Source organism: Agromyces mangrovi, from assembly GCF_030296695.1.
GTDB lineage: Bacteria > Actinomycetota > Actinomycetes > Actinomycetales > Microbacteriaceae > Agromyces > Agromyces mangrovi.
This window is the reverse complement of record NZ_AP027737.1, coordinates 2,357,827-2,377,216: the sequence shown is the minus strand read 5'-3', so window position 1 is coordinate 2,377,216 and position 19,390 is coordinate 2,357,827. Positions and strand designations below refer to the sequence as shown.

Annotated in this window: 18 protein-coding genes and 1 pseudogene; 8 read left to right on the top strand and 11 right to left on the bottom strand. The window is 72.2% G+C overall.

The annotated features are described in order from the left end of the window. Positions 1-49: 49 nt before the first annotated feature. From QUE38_RS11245 to QUE38_RS11235, 3 genes are read left to right on the top strand one after another with little or no spacing between them, the layout of a single operon-like run. Entirely contained in the window at positions 50-2,797 is a 2,748-nt protein-coding gene (locus QUE38_RS11245; RefSeq protein ID WP_286308321.1) for an MMPL family transporter, read from the top strand. Beyond that, positions 2,740-2,913 carry a hypothetical protein gene (locus QUE38_RS11240; protein ID WP_286308319.1) on the top strand — a complete coding sequence of 58 codons (174 nt, stop codon included), beginning with the start codon at positions 2,740-2,742 and terminating at the stop codon, positions 2,911-2,913. The genes QUE38_RS11245 and QUE38_RS11240 overlap by 58 nt, the downstream gene beginning before the upstream one ends. Beyond that, on the top strand, positions 2,910-4,799 hold the full coding sequence (locus QUE38_RS11235; protein WP_286308317.1) for a hypothetical protein: 1,890 nt from the start codon (positions 2,910-2,912) through the stop codon (positions 4,797-4,799). The genes QUE38_RS11240 and QUE38_RS11235 overlap by 4 nt, the downstream gene beginning before the upstream one ends. 51 nt (positions 4,800-4,850) lie before the next feature. Here the strand turns inward: QUE38_RS11235 and QUE38_RS11230 are convergent, their stop codons facing one another. From QUE38_RS11230 to QUE38_RS11180, 11 genes and pseudogenes are all read right to left on the bottom strand, one after another. Beyond that, positions 4,851-5,516, bottom strand: coding sequence for a cation transporter (locus QUE38_RS11230; protein ID WP_286311795.1), 666 nt, complete (start codon positions 5,514-5,516; stop codon positions 4,851-4,853). Beyond that, positions 5,513-5,845 (bottom strand): ArsR/SmtB family transcription factor, encoded by a 333-nt coding sequence (locus QUE38_RS11225; protein WP_286308315.1) that lies wholly within the window; start codon positions 5,843-5,845, stop codon positions 5,513-5,515. The genes QUE38_RS11230 and QUE38_RS11225 overlap by 4 nt, the downstream gene beginning before the upstream one ends. A gap of 51 nt (positions 5,846-5,896) precedes the next feature. Next, complete coding sequence (locus QUE38_RS11220) at positions 5,897-6,292, bottom strand: ester cyclase (protein WP_286308313.1); 396 nt, start codon at positions 6,290-6,292, stop codon at positions 5,897-5,899. Positions 6,293-6,337: 45 nt separating this feature from the next. Then, positions 6,338-6,832 carry a bifunctional nuclease family protein gene (locus tag QUE38_RS11215; protein WP_286308311.1) on the bottom strand — a complete coding sequence of 165 codons (495 nt, stop codon included), beginning with the start codon at positions 6,830-6,832 and terminating at the stop codon, positions 6,338-6,340. A gap of 73 nt (positions 6,833-6,905) precedes the next feature. Next, entirely contained in the window at positions 6,906-8,702 is a 1,797-nt protein-coding gene (locus QUE38_RS11210) for a hypothetical protein (RefSeq protein WP_286308309.1), read from the bottom strand. Beyond that, a complete protein-coding gene (locus tag QUE38_RS11205) occupies positions 8,699-9,457 on the bottom strand; it encodes an SDR family NAD(P)-dependent oxidoreductase (protein ID WP_286308307.1) in 759 nt (252 codons plus the stop codon). The genes QUE38_RS11210 and QUE38_RS11205 overlap by 4 nt, the downstream gene beginning before the upstream one ends. 62 nt (positions 9,458-9,519) lie before the next feature. Further along, a complete protein-coding gene (locus tag QUE38_RS11200) occupies positions 9,520-11,127 on the bottom strand; it encodes a glycoside hydrolase family 3 protein (protein ID WP_286311793.1) in 1,608 nt (535 codons plus the stop codon). Positions 11,128-11,243: 116 nt separating this feature from the next. Continuing rightward, positions 11,244-12,137 carry a carbohydrate ABC transporter permease gene (locus tag QUE38_RS11195; RefSeq protein WP_286311791.1) on the bottom strand — a complete coding sequence of 298 codons (894 nt, stop codon included), beginning with the start codon at positions 12,135-12,137 and terminating at the stop codon, positions 11,244-11,246. 94 nt (positions 12,138-12,231) lie between these two features. Beyond that, a pseudogene (locus QUE38_RS11190) lies at positions 12,232-12,705 on the bottom strand (carbohydrate ABC transporter permease); the annotation flags it as partial. A 475-nt stretch (positions 12,706-13,180) separates the two neighbouring features. Further along, a complete protein-coding gene (locus tag QUE38_RS11185; RefSeq protein WP_286308305.1) occupies positions 13,181-14,446 on the bottom strand; it encodes an ABC transporter substrate-binding protein in 1,266 nt (421 codons plus the stop codon). A gap of 77 nt (positions 14,447-14,523) precedes the next feature. Next, entirely contained in the window at positions 14,524-15,567 is a 1,044-nt protein-coding gene (locus QUE38_RS11180; RefSeq protein ID WP_286308303.1) for a nucleoside hydrolase, read from the bottom strand. 175 nt (positions 15,568-15,742) lie between these two features. On the opposite strand from QUE38_RS11180, the gene QUE38_RS11175 reads away from it, so the two are divergent. The 5 genes from QUE38_RS11175 to QUE38_RS11155 are packed head-to-tail and all read left to right on the top strand — an operon-like array spanning position 15,743 to position 19,360. Further along, positions 15,743-16,774 carry a LacI family DNA-binding transcriptional regulator gene (locus QUE38_RS11175; RefSeq protein WP_286308301.1) on the top strand — a complete coding sequence of 344 codons (1,032 nt, stop codon included), beginning with the start codon at positions 15,743-15,745 and terminating at the stop codon, positions 16,772-16,774. 53 nt (positions 16,775-16,827) lie between these two features. Beyond that, positions 16,828-17,439 (top strand): 4'-phosphopantetheinyl transferase family protein, encoded by a 612-nt coding sequence (locus tag QUE38_RS11170; RefSeq protein WP_286308299.1) that lies wholly within the window; start codon positions 16,828-16,830, stop codon positions 17,437-17,439. A gap of 50 nt (positions 17,440-17,489) precedes the next feature. After that, the gene (locus QUE38_RS11165; RefSeq protein ID WP_286308298.1) at positions 17,490-18,152 is read left to right on the top strand and encodes a YdeI/OmpD-associated family protein; all 663 of its coding nucleotides are present in this window, start codon (positions 17,490-17,492) and stop codon (positions 18,150-18,152) included. 9 nt (positions 18,153-18,161) lie between these two features. After that, positions 18,162-18,443, top strand: a complete 282-nt coding sequence (locus QUE38_RS11160; protein WP_286308295.1) for a hypothetical protein — start codon at positions 18,162-18,164, stop codon at positions 18,441-18,443. A gap of 17 nt (positions 18,444-18,460) precedes the next feature. Next, a complete protein-coding gene (locus QUE38_RS11155; RefSeq protein WP_286308292.1) occupies positions 18,461-19,360 on the top strand; it encodes a 2-dehydropantoate 2-reductase in 900 nt (299 codons plus the stop codon). Positions 19,361-19,390: the final 30 nt, after the last annotated feature.

Here is a 19,390-nt window from a genome sequence, read left to right as displayed (position 1 = left end):
CGCTCGGCTTCGACGAATCCCCCGCAGGTGACCGATTGGGGGCGGGACCGTGTCCGCAGCCCTGTTCGCACTCGGCCGTTGGGCCTACCACGCCCGGCGGCTCGTGGTCGTGGGCTGGGCGCTCGTGCTGGCCGCGCTGCTCGGCATCGCCTGGCTCGTCGGCGTCGGCACCGACAACACGTACGCCTTCCCCGGCACGCAGTCGCAGGACGCGCTCGACTCGCTCTCGCGCACGTTCCCGCAGTTCTCGGGCACGTCGGCGCAGCTGGTCGCGGTCGCGCCCGACGGCGGCAGCGTCACCGACGCCGACTTCCAGCAGGCGGTGGAAGACGCCGTCACCGCCATCGAGGCGATCCCGCAGGTCTCGGGCGCGACCGACCCGTACGGCGGTACGTCGACCGCGAACATCGCGAGCGACGACTCCGCGGTGCTCGTGCCGATCCAGCTCTCGGTCGTCGCGACGGCGGTCGACCCGTCGACCTCCGACGCACTCCAGTCCGCGGGCACCACGCTGCAGCAGGCGCTCCCCGACGGCTCGAAGGTCGCGGTCGGCGGCGCGCTGTACTCGCAGGTCGACCCCGGCATCGGCATCAGCGAGCTGACGAGCCTGCTCATCGCGCTGGTCGTGCTGCTGCTGACGTTCGGCTCGCTGGTCGCCGCCGGCATGCCGCTGGTCACCGCCATCACCGGGGTCGGCGTCGCGGTCGCGATCGTGCTCACGGGCACCCAATGGGTGACGGTCACGTCGACCGCGCCGCTGCTCGCGGTCATGCTCGGCCTCGCGGTCGGCGTCGACTACGCGCTGTTCATCGTGAGCCGCCACCAGGACCAGCTGAAGCACGGCATCCCGCCCGAGGAGTCCGCCCCGCGCGCGGTCGCGACCGCCGGCTCTGCCGTCGCGTTCGCCGCCACCACGGTCATCATCGCGCTGCTCGGCCTCTCGGTCGCGCAGATCCCGTTCCTCACCGTCACCGGCATCTCCGCCGGGCTCGCGGTCGCCGCAGCCGCGGCGGTCGCGCTCACCCTCACCCCGGCGCTGCTCGGCTTCGCCGGCTGGCGCGTCCTCCGCCGGCGCGACCGGCCCGGCCACAAGCACGCGCCCGACGCAGACGCGAGCGAAGGTGACAGCGAAACGGATGCCCCTGAGCCGGCGGACTCCCCCGGCACGGCGAACCACACCGCGACGCCCGACGACACCCCCGCCGACGACGCCGAGCCCGAGGCATCCGCCACCCGCCCCGGCGGCTTCTTCGGCCACTGGGTGCGCGCCGTCACGAAGTGGCCGCCGGTGACGATCGTGCTCGTGACCGGGCTGCTCGCCCTCGCCGCGTTCCCTGCGCTCGGGCTGCGGCTCGCACTGCCCGACTCGGGGTCCCTGCCCGAGGGCTCCCCCGGCCGCGTGACCTACGACCTCATCGCCGAGCACTTCGGTGCGGGTGCGAACGGGCCGCTCATCCTCACCGGCTCGGTCATCCAGTCGACCGACCCGGTCACGCTGGTGAACGACATCGCCGCCGAGGTGGCGGACGTGCCCGGCGTGGCATCCGTGCCCCTGTCGACCCCGAACGAGACCGGCGACACCGCGGTGATCCAGGTGATCCCGACCGGCGCGCCCGACTCGGCCGAGACCGAGCAGCTGGTGCAGCGGTTGCGCGGCCTGCACGACCACTTCGTCGAGCAGTACGCCGTGTCGCTCGCGGTCACGGGCTACACGGCGCTCGGCATCGACATCTCCGAGCGGCTCGGCGCCTCGATGCTGCCGTTCGGGCTGCTCGTCGTGGGGCTCTCGCTCGTGCTGCTCGCGATGGTGTTCCGCTCCGTCGTGGTGCCGGTGACGGCCGCGCTCGGCTACGCGCTGTCGATCGGCGCGGCGTTCGGCCTGACCAGTCTCGTGTTCGTCGACGGGTTCCTCGCGGGCCCCCTGAACGTCGAGTCGGTCGGGTCGGTGACGAGCTTCATGCCGATCATCGTGATGGGTGTGCTGTTCGGGCTCGCGATGGACTACGAGGTGTTCCTCGTCAGCCGCATGCGCGAGGACTGGGTGCATCACCACGAGCCCAGGCCCGCCGTCGAGCGCGGCTTCCACGCGTCGGCCCGCGTGGTCACGGCCGCCGCGATCATCATGACGAGCGTGTTCGGCGGGTTCATCCTGAACGGCGAGGCGTCGATGCAGCCGATCGCGTTCGGGCTCGCGGTGGGCGTCGCGATCGACGCGTTCATCGTGCGCATGACCCTGATCCCTGCCGTGCTCATGGCCTTCGGCCGGCACGCCTGGTGGCTGCCGGCGTGGCTCGACCGGGTGCTGCCGTCGTTCGACGTCGAGGGCGAGGGGCTCACGAAGGAGGACGAGCTGGCGTCGTGGCCCGAGCCCGGCGACCGGCTCGCAATCGCGGCCGAGGGGTGCCGACACGAGCGGATGCCTCTGGAGGCCGACGCGCTCGACCTCCGCGTGCCCGCGGGCGACGTGCTCGTCGTCTCCGGGGGAGCCCCGCCTCACGCACGGATCTCCTGCTCGCGCTCACCGGTCGGCTGGGCATCGCCGAGGGGCGCTGCAAGGTGGCCGACCTCGTGCTGCCGACGCGGGCGGCGTCGGTGCGCGGGCGGTCGTCGGTGGCCGAGCTGGTCGGCGACGACCCGGTCGCGGCGCTGCGCACGGCCCTCGACGGCGACGCGGTCGTCGTGGCGCTCGACGGCGTCGACGGGGTGGCCGACCCGGCCGCGCGCGACGGGCTGCGCGCCGTGCTGGACGACGCGCGGCGCGGGGCGGAGGCCCGCACGGGGCATCCGCTCACCCTGATCGTCGCGTGCGACGACCCGGCCGACGTCGACGACCTGCTGCCCGCGGGTGCCGCCCGGGTCGCGCTCGAGCTGGCGGGCGCACCGCAGCTCGCCGAGTCGTGGGGGCGCTCGTGAGGGCGCCGTTCGACGCGACGCGCGGGGTCGAGCGGCCCGCGTGGACGACCGTCGTCGGCCTGCTGCTCTTGCCCGTGCTCGTCGCGGTGCTGCTCGCGTGGGCGCTGTCGGCGCCGTCGCAGCACCTCGAGCGGGTCACCGCGGCGATCGTCAACGACGACCAGCCCGTGACCGTCAACGGGCAGACCGTGCCGCTCGGGCGGGAGTTCGCGGCGAACCTCATCGGCGGCGACGCGGGGCTCGGTGCGCCCGACGATCCGGGACCGGATGCCACGGCCACCCCCACCCCCGCCGAACCGAACTTCACCTGGGTGCTCACCAACGACGACGACGCCCGCACCGGCCTCGAGGCGGGCACGTACGCGGCGGTGGTGACCATTCCGCCGTCGTTCTCGGCGAACGCGACCTCGATCTCGGGGCCGGCCGCCGACGCCGTGCCGGCGAGCCTCGAGGTGACCACCACGCCCGCGACCGCGTACCTCGACCCCGCACTCACGGCGGTGCTCGTGGAGCAGGCCGTCGCGACGCTCAACCAGCAGCTCACCGAGCGGTACCTGTCGAACGTGTACGACGGGTTCAACCAGATCAACGAGTCCATCGGGCAGGCGGCCGACGGGGCCGCGCAGCTGGCCGACGGGGCGGCGTCGCTCGCTTCGGGCACCGGCGAGCTCGCCTCGGGCGCCGAGCAGCTCTCGGCCGGGCTCGACTCGCTCGACGCCGGCGCGGAGTCGCTCGCCGCAGGCCTCGCCCAGCTCGACACGTCGGTGCAGCCATTGCCCGGGCAGACCGCGCAGCTCGCGGCCGGGTCGGCGCAGGTGGCGGCGGCGATCGACGCCGGGTCTGCCGCACTCGCGGGGGCCACGGCCGAGTTCGCCACGATCGTGACCGACCTGTGCGCGCTGCCCGGCCCGGGCGGCCTGTGCGACCGGGCGACCGCGGCGCTCGGCCGTCTGCAGACCGCGAACAGCGACGTGGCGGCCCTCGCGGCGGGCGCCGACCAGGTCGCGGCGGGCAACCAGCAGCTCGCGAACGGCATCCCCGGGCTCGTGGCGGGCGTCGACGCGTCGGCCGCAGGGGCGAACGAGGTGGCGGCCGGGGCCGGCGAGTCCGCCGCGGGCGGCGCCTCGGTGGCGGAGGGCGCCGATTCCGCCGCATCCGGTGCCGCCGAGGTCGACAGCGGGGCCGCGCAGCTCTCCGACGGGCTCGCCGAGGCGGTCGAGCAGATCCCGACCTACACCGACGACGACATCACGACGCTGTCCGCGGTCGTCGCGAAGCCCGTCTCGGCCGAGCTCGACCTGCCCGCGGCCGGGTCGCAATCGGTGCCGCTGTTCGCGGTCGTCGCGCTGTGGGTCGGCGGCCTCGTGATCGCGCTGGCGTGGCGGTCGGTGCCTGCAGCCCGGCTGCTCGGGTCGGCGTCGTCGTTCCGGCTGATGCTCGCGGGCGCGTGGCCTGCGGCGGCGCTGGGCGCGGGCCAGGGCCTCGTCGTGGCGCTCGCGGTGACGGGCTTCCTCGCGGTCGACCCGGCGTACTGGATCGGCTTCGGCGCCGCCTGCGTCTTCCTCGGCGCGGTCTACGCGGTAGTGAACCACGGGCTGGCGGCCGCGTTCGACGGCGTCGGCCGCACGCTCGCGGCACTCGTGGCGGTGGTCGCGCTCGTCGTCGGCACCTCGTCGACCGTGCCGAACGCGCTCGAGACCCTGGCGGCGTTCCTGCCGACCGGGTCGGGCGACGTGCTGTTGCTCGCCGCGATCGACGTTGGCTCCGGCTGGGGCGCGCTCGTCGCCCTCGGCGTGTGGACGTTCGTCGGGCTCGGGCTCGCGTTCGCGGGCGTGGCCCGGCGACGCAGCGGCGACGCCGCACTCGAGGCCGCGCGCGCCGCCTGACCGCAGCCGGCGCGGTGAACCCTGTGAGGCGAGATCTCGGCCGCGAACCGATCAGTCGTCGTGGTGGTCGAGGTGGTCGTGGTCGTCTTCGAGGATCATGCCGACCGAGGTGGCGCAGGCGTCGCCCTTCCAGGCTTCGACCCCTTCTCGAATCGCGAACGCGGCGATGACGAGGGCGGCGAGCGGGTCGGCCCACCACCAGCCGAGCGTGCTGTTCAAGGCCAGGCCGAGGAGCACGGCGGCGGAGAGGTAGGAGCAGATCAGGGTCTGCTTCGAGTCGGCGACGGCGGTCGCCGAGCCGAGTTCCCGGCCGGCGCGCCGCTCGGCGAGGGAGAGCACCGGCATGAGGAGGACGCTCAGCGCGGTCAGGATGATGCCGATGGTGCTGTGCTCGGCGGCGGCTCCGGTGACGAGCGTCAGGATCGCGGAGACCGTGACGTACGCGGCGAGGGCGAAGAACGCGATGGCGATCACCCGCAGGGTGGGCCGCTCCCACCGTTCGGGTTCGCGGCGGGTGAACTGCCAGGCCACCGCGGCGGCGGAGAGGACCTCGATCACCGAGTCGAGCCCGAACCCGATCAGCGCCACCGATGAGGCGGCGTGGCCGGCGAGCAGCGCGATGACGGCTTCGAGCAGGTTGTAGCCGATCGTGATGGCCACGATCAGTCGGATGCGACGATGCAGCAGCTCCCACCGCTCGGCCGTGCCCGGGGTCAGCACGTGCACGCCTCGCCGTCGCAGCAGTCGGGCTCGACGTGCAGGACGACGCGCAGGAGCTCGTCCAGGGCGGGGGCCAGATGCGCGTCCGCCAGCCGATACCAGGTGCGGCGGCCGTCCGGGATCGCTTCGACCAGGCCGCACCCGCGCAGGCACGCGAGCTGGTTCGACATCACCTGCCGCGACACGTCGAGGGCGTCCGCCAAGTCCGACGGGCGCGCAGGCCCATCGCGCAGCGCCAGCAGCACCCGTGTGCGGGTCGGGTCCCCGAGCGCGTGCCCGAAACGAGCGAGCGCCGCGGTGTGGGTCAGGCTGGCCGAGGTCGACATGCCGCCGATAGTACAGCGTTTCGTGTACTGATCGCGAAGGGGCTTCAGCCTTCAGGCGCCGAGCTGCGCGTCCATCGCCCCCGTGTCGACGACCTCCCAGATGTCGGTGAGGCGGTCGCCGTCGAAGCGGAAGAACATCGCGTGCGGCACCGACACCCGGTTGCCCGTGGCGGGGCGGCCGTTCCACTCGCCGAGGTGCGTGCCGGTGAGCGACAGGTGCACGGCGATCTCATCGCCGGAGTCGACCATGCGGTGCACCTCGAAGCGCAGGTCGGGGAACCCGATGCGCCAGCGCGCGAGCAGCGCGTCGGTGGCGGGCACGTCGAGCTCCATCGTGCGACCGCCGACATGCACGCGGTAGTCGCCCAGCCACGCGGCCGTGGGCGAGAAGTCGCCGCGGTTCCAGCCATCGTCGAACAGGGAACGGACCACGTCTGCGCGCTGCATCCCCCGATGGTACTGAGCAGCGGATGCGGCGAGCCGGTCTTGTCCTCAGCCCTCGAAGTCCTCCGGGTCGACCGTGTCGAGGAATTTGCGGAACTCGTCGAGCTTCTCCTCGTCGCGCGCGAGGTCGACCATGTCGGCCGGCACGCCGGCCTCGTCGAGCACCTCCTCGGCCACGAGCAACTGCGCGTCGGCGCGCACCGCGAGCGCGATGGCATCCGACGGCCGCGAGTCGAGCACCTGGGTGCCGGTCGGCGTCACGATCGTGAGCTCCGCGTAGAAGGTGCCCTCGTCGAGCCGGGTCACCTCGACCCGCTCCACGCGCGCGTCGAGCGCCTCGAACAGCGTCGTGATGAGGTCGTGCGAGAGCGGCCGCGGCGCCCGTGCGCCCTCGACCGCGATGACGATCGACGTGGCCTCCTGCGACCCGATCCAGATCGGCAGCACGCGGCCCTCCCCTGCCTCGCCCTCGAGCGGTTCGAGCAGCACGATGTGCTGCCCCGACGCGTCGAGCGCGACGCCGAGCACGTGTACCCGGATCATGGCACCTCCCGGTTGCGGCGGGCGTGACCGTTCCATCGTCCCACGTTCCGTGCGCCGCCGGTGAGGTCGCGGGTCAGCCGGCGAGCTCGGCGAAGCCGTACGGCTCGAGGTCGTACGCGAGTCGCAGATCGCCCACGACGACCGATCCCGTCGACCGGGTGCCTCCGAGGTTCGCCGCGAGCACATGCACGCCGCCGCCGGGCATCCGCCCGCCGACCGCCCACACGCCGTCGCGCCCGTCGATGCCCCCCACCAGCAGCCGCGCACCGCGCAGCCCGGCGATCGCGGAGATCGCACGCGCCACCGGGAACCAGCCGTCGGCGTCACGGATGCCCCGGGGCCCCTGCGTCTCGAACCAGGTCACGCTCGCGACCGGGCCGGCGCCCGCCGCGCCGCCCGCGCAGATCGCCGCGAAGCTCGCGACCGCCCAAGCGGCGAGCGCCCGCGACGCCTGACGCGGGTCGGTCGCATCGGGCACCTGCTCGGCGCCGTAGCCGTCGGCGAGCGTCGTCTCGGGGCTCGGCGCTGCCGCGCTCGTCGCGACCGCGTTGAACCGCGAGCGCAGGGTGATCGGCCCGACGTGCAGCGGGCGGCCGTCGGCGATGCGCCCGGCGTCGCGCACGGCGAGCGCCTGCATGGCGATCGACTCGTCGAGCTGCGCGCGCTCCGTGGCGTGCATCTGCGGGGTCATGGCGAACGCGATCGCGGGCAGGTCGCCGGGCAGGCGCTCGTGCTCGCGGTTGAGCTCGGTGAAGTGCGAGCGGGCGCCGCCGACGAGCCCGGCGTCGGTCAGGTGCCGGGCCGCCGAAGCGGTCAGCGCGGTCCACAGCTCCGGCTCGGTCACGTGGGTCGTGCCCGAGAAGACGCCGAGCCGGGTCGCCCGCCCGGTCGCCGCGACGGCCTCGACCACCGCGTCCACGTCGGCCGGGTCGTCGGCGGTGATGCGCACGTCGAGCGGCAGGTCGCGCGCCACGCGGCGGGCGCGGTCGAGCGCGGCACGCCACGATGCGGTGCGCACGTCGAGTTCGACCAGCAGGCCCGCGACGCCGTGCGGCAGCGCCACGGCGGCCCACGCGGCGTCGGGCACGGTCGACGCGCCGAGCGTGACGGGCGGCACCGCGCGATCGGTCACCGTCAGGCGCAGGTCGCGCTGCGGCGAGGCATCCGTCACCCGCGCCCCGGCGTCGACCCGCTCGGCGCACACCTCGATCGACTGCTCGACCACGGTGCCGGCGGCGAGCGTCACCGGGAACGGCAGCGCGAGCGGCGTGCTGTACGTCTTGTACGAGGCGTCGGTCCAGTTGCGCTGGTCCTCCATCTCGAACACGTCGCCGTCGAACCGGGTCGTCACGGCGACGCCGTCGTGGGTCCAGGCGAGCGAGGCGATGTCCTTCGCGGGCTGGTGCGGCGCGATCCGGTAGGGGTAGGCGGTGCGCCGGTGCGATCCGTCGGGCGCGCCGATGTCGAGCGCGGTGCCCGCGAGCGCGGGCGGGTGCAGCACGACGAGCCCGAGGCGGTTGCGCGCGAACTCGGTGCGTGAAGTGGCCGAGAGGCCGACCCGGAGGCATCCGTCGTTCACCCGCACTTCGACGCGGGCGGCGATGTCGGCGCCGAGCCCCTGCATGCGCAGGCGCAGGTCGCACCCGTCGTCGCGCACGTCGAGCGCCTCGACGACGGTCGGCACCGTGCCCCAGTCGCGGTCGCGGGCGACGGCACGGATGCTCCGCAGCACCGCCGACCCGTCGAACGCGAGATCGGCGAGTTCGTCGCCGCGCACCTCGAGGGTCCAGTCCCCGACCGAGACCAGCACCGGCTCGGGTTCGTGGTCGCCCCAGGCCTCCTCGCCCGCGGCCCAGCACTCGCGGCTCACAGCGTCGACATCCCCCCGTCGACGGCGAACGCCGCGCCGGTGGCGAACGCGCTGTCGTCGCTCGCGAGGTAGACCATGACGCCCTCGACGTCCTCTGCGCTGCCCGCGCGACCCATCGGGATGCGCCCGACGATCGCGGTGCGCGCCTCGTCGTCGCCCGTGAGCGTCGAGACGAGCGGTGTCTCGGTGTACGCCGGGATCACGGTGTTCACGCGGATGCCGTCGCGGGCATACGCCGCCGCGACCGTGCGCCCGAGCCCGTGCATGCCGGCCTTCGACGCGCTGTAGGCGGTGAAGTCGGCGCCCTCGCCGCGCACGCCGGTGGGGCTGCCGGTCAGGATGATCGACCCGCCGCCCGTCGCGAGCATCGCCCGCACGACGTGCTTGATGGTGAGGAAGCTGCCGGTCAGGTTGATGTCGATCGTGCGTCGCCACACCTCGAGGTCGAGGTCGGCGGCCTTCGCGTCGTGCCCGAACAGCTGCACGCCGGCGTTGACGACGGCCACGTCGGGGCTCCACCCGTCGGCGACGAGCGCCTCCATCGCCTGGGCGACGGATGCCTCGTCGGAGATGTCCATCACCGCCGCCCGCGCGCCCTCGCCGAGGTCGGCGACGAGCGCCGTCACGGCCTCGGCGTCGCGGTCGGCGAACGCGACCCGCGCGCCCTCGCGCAGGAAGCGCAGCGCCACCTGCTTGCCGATGCCCGACGCGGCGCCCGTCACGATCGCCGTCTTGCCCTGCAGTCGTTCACTCATGCTGTGACCTCCGTTGGTCATCATTTCGCGTCCCGTCCCATGCTGCAAACCGGTTGACCAAATCAGCCCAGCTCGAGCCCGTACCCGAACGGGTATCGCGGCGCTTCGGAGTCGAACGGCACGTCGCTGCGGCTCGCACGCACCGCCTCCATCGACCGCGGCACCTCGACGGGAAGCCGCCCCTCGGGGCGCACGGCGCCGAAGAGCACATCGGCGACCGCGCCATCCGTCGCACCGAAGTTCACGAGCAGCGTCGTCGCGATCTCCGCGATCGGCGCCAGGATCGCGGGACGGTCGAGGTACACGTCGACCACGACGGGCACGTGCGCCGCGATCGCCCGCAGGTGCGCGATGGCCTGCTCCGAGAAGTCGAGCGAGCCGGAGTGGAACCACGACCTGAGGTCGCCCGGATCGCCGAAGTCCTCCCAGGGCGCGACGAGACGCACGACCGCCACGTCCGCCTGCGTCGCGTCGTCGACGACCTCGGCGAATTCGTCGACGGCGTGCGGATCCATCCCTTCGACATACAGACGCAGTCCCCGTCCGAGCGGCAGGCGAGCCGGTCCGGAGGCCGCGTGCTCGAGCAGCACATGCGCCGCGGCCTGTGCACGCCGGCCGGCCTCGCGCGCCGGTGCACGGCCGACGGCGGCATCCGCGGCATCCGCATCGACGAACGGCTCGTCGAACACGCCGAGCCGGAACATGAGCTCCAGCACCCGGGTGACGGAGACGTCGACCCTGCGCTCGGAGATCCGCCCGGACTCGACGAGGCCGAGCAGTACGTCGGCCCGCCACTCTCCTCCGAACTGGTCCACGCCTGCGTCGATCGCCTGCACCAGGCGATCCTCGTAGCTCAGGTGCTCCACTCCCCACGGCATGCGGCTCGGCGCCCACCAGTCGGCGCACACGATGCCGGCGTAGCCCAGCTCGTCGCGGAGCACGTCCGTGAGCACCTCGCGGTTGAAGCTGAACCCGACCTCCTCGACGCCGGCACCGACGGGCAGCCCGTAGTACGGCATCAGCTGGGTCACTCCAGCCTCGATCGCCGTCGCGAACGGGCGGAGGTGGAGCCGGAAACGGTCGCCCGGGTACACCTGCTCGCGCGACTCGGGGAAGTGCGGATCGAGGCCGTCGCGCTGCGGGCCGGCCCCCGGGTAGTGCTTGGCCATGGCCGAGACGCTCCGAGGTCCGAGCTCGGTACCCTGCAATCCCTCGAGGTAGGGCACGAGCAGGCGCTCGACGGTCTCGACGTCCTCACCGAACGTTCCGCTCACGCGGGTCCAGCGGGGTTCGGTCGCCAGGTCGACCTGCGGATGCAGCGCGACACGCAGACCGACCGCGAGGTACTCGTCGCGCACGATCGATGCCCACTCCCCGACCAGCTCATCCGACCCGATGGCGGCAAGTCCGAGTGGCTCGGGCCACTGCGAGAACGGACCCACCGGGTGCGACATCGCAGGGTTCTCGGTGAATGCGTGACGCGGGTCGCTCGACATGAGCACGGGAATGCCGAACGGGCGTGCGAGCGCTTCGCGCTGCATCTCGTTGTGCCAGCGAGCCATCTCACCAGCGGTCGGCGCGTCGGCGAAGTTGTAGTGCCGGATGCCGAGGTCGAGCAGGTCACGCGTCGACGGTGCGCCGAACGGACCGGGCACATCCAGGTCCGACATGGCCGGCGTATGGAACAGCAGGCCGACCTTGTCGCGAAGCGGCAGCCGCCCGACGAGGTCCGCGGCGCGGTCCGCCGGCTCCAGTGTCGGATCCTGGTAGGGCGCGCCCGAGCCCGTCACCCCTTCACCGCGCCGGCGAGCGCACCCTGCACGAAGTACCGCTGGAAGAGCAGGTAGACGATGAGCACCGGGATCGCCGACATGAAGATGAAGGCGTTCATAGGGCCGTAGTCGGTGCCGTGCTGCGTCGAGAAGCTCTGCACCGCGAGCGGGATCGTCCAGTTGTCCTGCGAGCGCAGCAGTGTCGTCGCCATCGCGTACTCGTTCCAGGTCGCGACGAAGTCGAGCACGAACAGCGCCGCGAGCGCGGGCTTGGCCAGCGGCAGGATGATCTGCCAGAAGATGCGGAACGTCGATGCCCCGTCGATGCGGGCCGACTCCTCGAGTTCGTCGGGCACTCCCCGGAAGAAGCCGTAGAGCACGAAGACCTGGTACGGAATGCCGAACGCGAGGTACGGCAGGATCAGGCCCATGCGCGAGTCGAGCAGGCCGAGGTCGAGCATCGTGCTGAACAGCGGGCCGAGGCCGATCTGGATCGGGATCATCGACCCGATCGCGATGAACATGAGCAGGATGCGACCGCCGCGGAAGCGGATGCGCGCGAGCGCGAACGCGGTCGCCGCCGCGATGGCGAGACCCAGCGGCACCTTGATCGCGGCGATCAACAGGCTGTTGCCGGCAGTGACCCAGAAGTCGCCGATCTCGATCGCGGAGGCGTAGTTGCCCCACTCCCAGGTCTGCGGCAGCGACCACTGCGGCAGGGCGTTCAGCTCGGGCTTCGACTTCACCGAGGTCATGAACATGAGGTAGAGCGGCAGGAACCACAGCAACGCCGTGACGGCGAGCGCGACCCAGAGCCCGATGCCGACCCAGTCGCGGGGCGGGCGGCGCCGCTCGGCGGCCTGCCGCGGCGCCGGCGGCGCCTGCTTCGTGGAGAGCGTCTGCGTCATCGCTCCTCCCCTTCATCGACCAGGCCATGTACGGAATGACCAGCGCGAGCGTGACGATCAGCAGCACGGTGGCGACGGCGCCGCCCATGCCGAACTGGTGGTTGGTGAACGACTGCGTGTACGACCAGAGCGCGAGCACCTGCGTCGACTGCGCCGGGCCGCCGCCGGTCATGCCGACGACGAGGTCGAAGACCTTCAGCGCGTTGATGATCGTGAGGATCACGACGACCACCGTGGTCGGCCGCAGCGCGGGGATGGTCACGGCCCAGAACCGCTGCCAGGCGTTCGCACCGTCGAGCTTCGAGGCCTCGATGAGCTCGACCGGCACGGTCTGGAGGCCGGCGAGGAACAGCACCATGCTGAATCCGACCGCCTGCCAGATGCTCGCGACGAAGATCGAGCCGAGCGCGAACTGCGGGTCGCCGAGCCAGGACTGGGTCCAGTCCTCGAGCCCGATGGCCGTGAGGAATTGGTTCACGAACCCGAGCGTGGGGTTGTAGATCCACCGCCACATCGCCGCGACCGTGATCGAGGCGAACACCGCGGGGATGTAGAAGACGGCGCGCATCAGGTTGCGGCCCACCATCTTGCGGTTCAGGCCGAGCGCGAGCAGGAGTGCGATCACGGTGGGCAGCAGCAGCGACAGCACCACCCAGATCACCGAGTTGCCGAGCGCGGTCCAGAACACGGCGTCCTGCGTGAACAGGCGCACGTAGTTGTCCATGCCGACGAAGGTCTGCTCCTGGGTGCGGAACCCCGACCACTCGAAGAACGACAGCCGCACGGCGTCGAGCATCGGGTACACGAGGAACCACCCGTAGAGCACGAGGGTCGGTATGAGGTACGGCAGCGCCAGGGTGAGGCGGTGGTGCTTCGGGGTGCGGCGGTTCGTACCCGGGTCACCGCGCCGCGCGGAGCGCCCGCGCGTGACGATCGCGACAGTGGACATGTGTTGCTTCCTTCGACCGGATGCGGGCAGGCCCGCGTGGTTGGTGGAGCCCGGCGGGGGTCGTCGGAACGACCCCCGCCGGTTCCGTCGAGGACTACCCGTTGGCGTCCCGGTAGGCCTGGAACTCCGCCCCGGCGTCGGCCGGGTCGATGTCGCCGGTGATCACCGAGTTCTGGATGCGCCAGTACTCGGTCGTCTCGGCGGTCGAGAAGTTCTGGTCGTTGTTCGTGTAGATGCCGGCGGCCTCGTTGAACAGGCCGGCCCAGACCTCGTTCAGCGGGTTCTCCGTCGAGACGGGCACCTCGGCGTTGACCGACAGCGCCGCCCACGCGGAACCGGCGATCTCCTGGCCCTCGGTCGAGGTGATGAAGTCGAGGAACAGCGCGGCCTCGTCCGGGTGCTCCGACTCGGCGCTGATGTAGTACGCCTCGCCGAACCCGTAGAGGCGGTCGGTGCCCGTCGGGAACATGATGATGCCGATGTCCTCGGCGTCCATGCCGTTCTCCACCACGTTGGCGTTGAACCAGGTGCCCTCGAACTGCATCGCCGACTCGCCCGTGTAGAACAGCTGGCTGGCGTCGTCGTTGCTGATGCCCATGAACCCGTCGCTCAGGTACTGGTCGCCCCAGGTCTTCAGCTCGGTGAAGGCCTCGGTCACGCAGGGCTCGGCACCCCAGTCGCCGTCGCCGGTGTTCAGCTCGTCGGCGACGTCGGCGCCGCACTTTGTCTCGATGAGCGCATCGAGCAGGCGCATGACGTGCCAGTTCACGGTGCCGCCGAGGCTCATCGGCACGACGCCCGCGTCGACCAGCGCATCCGCGGCCTCGACCAACTCGTCGTAGGTCGTCGGAGGCGTGTCGATGCCCGCCTCGGCGAACAGCGACTTGCTGTAGTAGAGGCCCTCGCCCTGCTGGGTCCACGGCACACCGTGGAATCCGCCGTACTGCGTGATGCCGCCGAGCGATGCCGGGGTGAACCGGTCCTCCCAGCCGTACTCCGCGTAGTAGTCGGTGAGGTCGAGGCTCACGCCCACGTCGACGAGCTCGCCGCCGAGGCCCGAGCCCTCCCAGTACCAGTACAGGTCGGGGCCGGTGCCGGTGCCGGCGGCCTGGCGCAGCGCCTCCTTGTGCGGGTCGACGGCCCGCTCCTCGACGCTGACGGTGATGCCCGGGTTCGCCTCCTCGAAGGCCGAGATGAGCCCGTCCATCGCGGTCGCCTGGGTCTCCTCCTGCGTGGGCAGCCAGACGGTCAGCTCGGTGCTTCCGTCGTCGTCGGACCCTCCGGCGGTGCATCCGGCCAGCACCATGACGGCGGCCGCTCCCATGGCCACGGTGCCCCATGATCGATTGAGTTGCATCATTGCTTCCGTTCCCTTGTGATGTGCAGTGTGCGAGCCCGGCGCTCCCGGGCCCGTCGCGACGCGTCGGGTGCGCCGCCTCACGAGCCCGCCGCCTGCCAACGGCTGAACTCGTCGAGCTTGAGGTAGAAGTCCTCGAACATGAGCCGGACGTCGACCCAGGTGTAGACGCGCATGTCCCGGGCATCCGGAACCTCGACGTACGTGCCGTCGTCCGCGAGCGCCGGGGTCGGGCGCACGACGTGCTTGCTCGACGACGAGTCGGCCTCGAAGAGCGACTGCAGCGCCGTGAGCAGCACCAGCGGCGAGTCGCCGAGCGCGTAGGTCTCGGCCGGCCCACGTCCCTGCTCGGCCGCGCGCGTCATGACCAGCGCGATCTCGTCGTACAGATACCGGCCGAGCGGCCCGGTCGCGGCGACCCGCAGGCGCAGCTCTGCGTCAGAGACCAGGCACTGGCGGTACACATCACGCGGCACCTGCCAGATGGTCAGGTCGGAGTCGTTGAAGACGACCTGGCCCGCGACGAGGTCGATAAGGAGGTTGTACTCGATCGGCATCGCGTCCGGTGGCGGGGAGGCGAGCCCCTCGTGCTCGAGCCCGCCGATCCAGACGACCGTCATGCGCTCCGCGATGCGGGGCTCGATGAGATAGGCGGACGCCAGGTCGGTGAGCCCGCCCCCGGCGAGGAAGAACAGCGGGCGCTCGTCGTCGCGCATCGCCTCGTCGACGATCGCCTGCGCGGCCGCCGAATGCTGCGGGGTGCTGCGGTCGACCAGCGGGGCGTTCGCGCCCTCGTGGATGCACTCGGTCGAGGCGAGCCCCATCTGCGCGAACACGTACTCGGCGACGGCGACGGCGTTGCGCGCGGTGTCGGGGCCCGGGTCGAACGGGTCGCCCTCGCGCAGGTGCGAGCCGATCACCGCACGCACGTCGACGTTCGGCGAGAGGAGGTGGTGGACGAGCTGGTACAGGTCGTCGGGGTCGCCCGAGAAGTCGTTGTCGAGGATGACGCGCTGCCGGGCCGGGCCGTGCGACGGGATCGCCTGCCAGGGCGCGGCGCCGAGCCTCCACGTCGGAACGTCGAACCCCTGCGTGCGGAATTCGGGGCCGGGTACCTGAGTCATCCTTGACCTTCTTCGTCGTGCGTCGGTGCGGTGTGCGGTGATGCGATGTCTGACCAAACCGGTTGACCGGTGGTAAGTCATCGATAACCTAACTCGATGGGAGAACGATAACCTATAGAATGATCGGGAGCGTTATCTCATCGTTACATTCCCGTGATCGACCGGAACGGACCGCATGCCCGCAGCGCGCACGACCACCCGCCGCCCGAGCATGGCCGACGTCGCCCGACTCGCCGGCGTCTCGACGCAGACCGTCTCCCGCTACTTCACGGGCACCGGCTACGTCGGCGACGACACGCGCGAACGCGTCGCCGAGGCGATCGACGAGCTCGGCTACCGCCGCAACCTCTCGGCGCGCAACCTCCGGGCGGCACGCACCGACACCATCGGCGTGCTCACCATGGGCGCGCTCAACTACGGCGCCGCGAGCGTGCTCACGGGCCTCAGCCTCGCCGCGCGCGAGGCGGAGGTGACGTTGTCGATCAGTCAGCTCGACCTCGACTTCGAGGCGATCGGCTGGGAGGCCGAGGCGCGCCGCGCGCTCGACCACTTCCTGTCGATCCCGGTCGACGGCATCATCGTGTCGACGCCCATCCGCGACGCCGACGCCATGCTGGGCGACATCGAGCAGTCGACCCCGGTCGTCGTGGTCTCCGAGCGCCCGATCCTGCCCGAGCACGCCGCCACCATGCACTCGTACACCGCGGGCCACCAGGCGACCCGGCACCTGATCGAGCTGGGCCACCGGCGCATCCTGCACGTCGCCGGCCCCGGCACCCGCAACGAGGCCCAGGCCCGTGAGCAGGGCTACCGCGACGCGCTCGCCGAGGACGCCCTCGAGCCACTCGTCGCCGGCGACGCCACCGACTGGAACGCCGGTTCGGGCCACCGCGCGGGGCTCGCCGCCGACCCCGACGCCTTCACCGCGGTGTTCGCCGCGAACGACGAGCTCGCGCTCGGCTTCATGAGCGCGATGGATCGCCGCGGCATCCGCGCCCCCGGCGACTACTCGATCGTCGGCGTCGACGACATGCCCTCGGCCGCGTTCTTCTCACCGCCGCTGACGACCATGCGACTCGACTTCCGCGAGCTCGGCGTGCAGACGTTCCGCATGCTGCACCAGGAGATCGTCACGGGCGAGAAGCCCCACCACTTCGTGCTCGAGCCCGAACTCATCGTGCGCGAGTCGACCCGCCCGCCGGCCTGACCGACGCCTCGATCGGCTTGACTCCGCGGGCCGCTCCTCGCAGACTCGCCCCCATGACCATGCTGGTCGTCCTCAGCGAAGCGGATGCCTCCGGCGAGCGCAGCGCCACGGGCGACGACGGTCCGGGCATCCTCGATCGCCTCGGGGCATCCGACCGCCGCAGGGTCGACGCCGCGACCGCCGCACAGCGCGCCCGTTTCCTCGCCGGGCGCCGGGCGGCGCTCACCGCGGCATCGCGCCTCGCCCGCGTTCCGGCCGGCGCGTTCACGATCGACGCGGCGTGCCCCCGCTGCGGCGGCACGCACGGGCGCCCGACGGTCACCGGTCCGGGCCGGCCGGTGCACGTCTCGATCGCGCACGCCGCCGGCCGCGCCTTCGCCGTGGCCGCGTTCTCGCCCGTGGGCATCGACGCCGAGCCCTTGGACACCCCGTCGCCCCGCCTCGACGCGGCGCGGGCGCTCACCGGCGGGGGCCGGGGCGACCCGCTCGCGCGGTGGACGCGGGTCGAGGCCGTGCTGAAGGCCGACGGGCGCGGGCTCGAGGTCGATCCCGCCGAGGTGCGGTTCGGCCTGCGCGGCGCCCGTATCGACAGCACCGGCACGCGCTACCGCGTGCGCACGATCCGCCGGGAGGGCTGCGTGGTTGCGACGGCGGTCGCGGACTGACTCGGGCGCCGAACGGCGCGGGCGTCGGCGGGTGGTGCAAGACTCGATGCATGACCGCCCAGATCGGCACGCCCGGCGGCACGCCCGAGCGCCCAGCGCTGTTCTTCTCGGGGCCGGCCGAGTTCCGCGACTGGCTCGAGGCGAACCACGAGACCGAGACCGAGCTCTGGATGGGGCTCTACAAGAAGCACGTTCCCGACCGTGGCCTCACGTGGGAGGAGGCCGTGCCCGAGGCGCTGTGCTTCGGCTGGATCGACTCGGTCGGGCAGCGCATCGACGACGACGCCCGGCGCCAGCGCTGGACCCCGCGCAAGCGCACGAGCGTGTGGTCGGCCGTGAACATCGCGCTCGTCGAGCAGCTGACGGCAGAGGGGCGGATGCGACCTGCCGGCACCGCCGCGTTCGAGGGCCGGCGTGCCGACCAGGCCACCGGGTACTCGTCGGAGACGCTGCTCACGGAACTGCCGCCCGAGTACGCCGAGCAGCTCGCGGCATCCGCCCCCGCCACCGCCTTCTGGAACGCGGCGACGCCTTCGTACCGCAAGACCGTGACCAACTGGGTGCTCACCGCGAAGCAGCAGGCGACCCGCGACCGGCGGCTCCAGCAGGTCATCGACGACAGCGCCGCTGGCCGGCTGGTGTCGTTCCAGCGCTACGGCGACGAGCCGAAGTGGGTCGAACGGGCTGCTGCGGCGGCGCGCGCGGAGTCGTAGAGTGACCCCATGGGGGAAGACACGCTGAACGGTGTGGCCCGTCCGCACCTGAACGACTTCGGGCAGAACTCCGGCTGGGCGGTCACCGTCACCGCCGACGACGGCACGGTGCACGACATCGTGGTGGTGCACGCCAAGGACATCGGCGACGACGGCGAGGAGGCGGCGATTCGACATCGCCTCTCGGGCAGTTACGACCTGTCGGATGCGGAGCTGACGCGCACGTCCGAGCTCACCGACGACGGGCTCCGCGCCGGCGTCATCCGCATCTCGGGCCTGCGCGCAACCTGACCCGGTACCGTGGGGCGGTGAGCACCGACACACCCACGATCGCCGTCATCGGGCCCGGGGCCATCGGCACCGCGCTGGCCGCACGCCTCGCCTCCGGGGCGGGCCGCGAGGTGGTCGTCGCCGTGCGGACGCCGTTCCGCGAGCTGGAGCTGCACGACGGCGAGTCGGTCGTGCGCGCTGAGGCATCCGTCATCACCGATCCTGCTGAGGGGGCGCCCGTCGACTGGGTGCTGGTCACGACCAAGGCGTACGACGCCGAGGGGGCTGCTCGCTGGCTGCCGGGACTGATGGGCGAGCGCACGCGGGTGGCGATCGTCCAGAACGGCGTGGAGCATGTCGAGCGCTTCGAGCGGTTCGTCGACCGTGACCGACTGCTCCCGGTGATGATCGACCTCCCGGCCGAGCGCATCGGGCCCGGTGTAGTGCGGCAGCGGGGGCCCGGAGTGCTGACGGTACCGGACTCGCCGGCCGGCGTCGCGTTCGTCGAGGCCTTCGACGGGTGCGGGCTCGACGTGCGCACGACCGACGACATGCGTTCCGCGCTCTGGCACAAGCTCTGCGTCAACTCCGTCGGCGCGCTCAACGCGGTGACCCTCGCCCCGCCCCGGATCGCCCAGGACGACGCCGTCGCCGACCTCATGCGGGAGATCATCCGCGAGACGGTCGCGGTCGGCCGCGCCGAGGGCGCCGTCCTGCCCGACGACCTCGCCGACGAGGTCGTCGCCGCCTACCGGGCCGGCCCCGGCGACGGCATCAACTCGCTGCACGCCGACCGCCTGGCGGGGCGGCCGATGGAGATCGACGCCCGCAACGGCGCGATCGTGCGGGCCGGCGCCCGCCACGGCGTCCCCACCCCGCTGAACGCGATGCTCGTCGCGCTGCTCGGAGCCATCGAGCGGTACGGCGCGACGTCGTAGTCACCCTGTCGACCGGTACCCTCGCACCCG

Bases quoted from the DNA above. Each gene is read 5' to 3' on its own strand.
- QUE38_RS11225 (WP_286308315.1), bottom strand. From the start codon at position 5,845: ATGTCGACCTCGGCCAGCCTGACCCACACCGCGGCGCTCGCTCGTTTC.
- QUE38_RS11220 (WP_286308313.1), bottom strand. From the start codon at position 6,292: ATGCAGCGCGCAGACGTGGTCCGTTCCCTGTTCGACGATGGCTGGAAC.
- QUE38_RS11215 (WP_286308311.1), bottom strand. From the start codon at position 6,832: ATGATCCGGGTACACGTGCTCGGCGTCGCGCTCGACGCGTCGGGGCAG.
- QUE38_RS11205 (WP_286308307.1), bottom strand. From the start codon at position 9,457: ATGAGTGAACGACTGCAGGGCAAGACGGCGATCGTGACGGGCGCCGCG.
- QUE38_RS11200 (WP_286311793.1), bottom strand. From the start codon at position 11,127: ATGTCGGACCTGGATGTGCCCGGTCCGTTCGGCGCACCGTCGACGCGT.
- QUE38_RS11195 (WP_286311791.1), bottom strand. From the start codon at position 12,137: ATGACGCAGACGCTCTCCACGAAGCAGGCGCCGCCGGCGCCGCGGCAG.
- QUE38_RS11185 (WP_286308305.1), bottom strand. From the start codon at position 14,446: ATGATGCAACTCAATCGATCATGGGGCACCGTGGCCATGGGAGCGGCC.
- QUE38_RS11180 (WP_286308303.1), bottom strand. From the start codon at position 15,567: ATGACTCAGGTACCCGGCCCCGAATTCCGCACGCAGGGGTTCGACGTT.
- QUE38_RS11175 (WP_286308301.1), top strand. From the start codon at position 15,743: ATGCCCGCAGCGCGCACGACCACCCGCCGCCCGAGCATGGCCGACGTC.
- QUE38_RS11170 (WP_286308299.1), top strand. From the start codon at position 16,828: ATGACCATGCTGGTCGTCCTCAGCGAAGCGGATGCCTCCGGCGAGCGC.
- QUE38_RS11165 (WP_286308298.1), top strand. From the start codon at position 17,490: ATGACCGCCCAGATCGGCACGCCCGGCGGCACGCCCGAGCGCCCAGCG.
- QUE38_RS11160 (WP_286308295.1), top strand. From the start codon at position 18,162: ATGGGGGAAGACACGCTGAACGGTGTGGCCCGTCCGCACCTGAACGAC.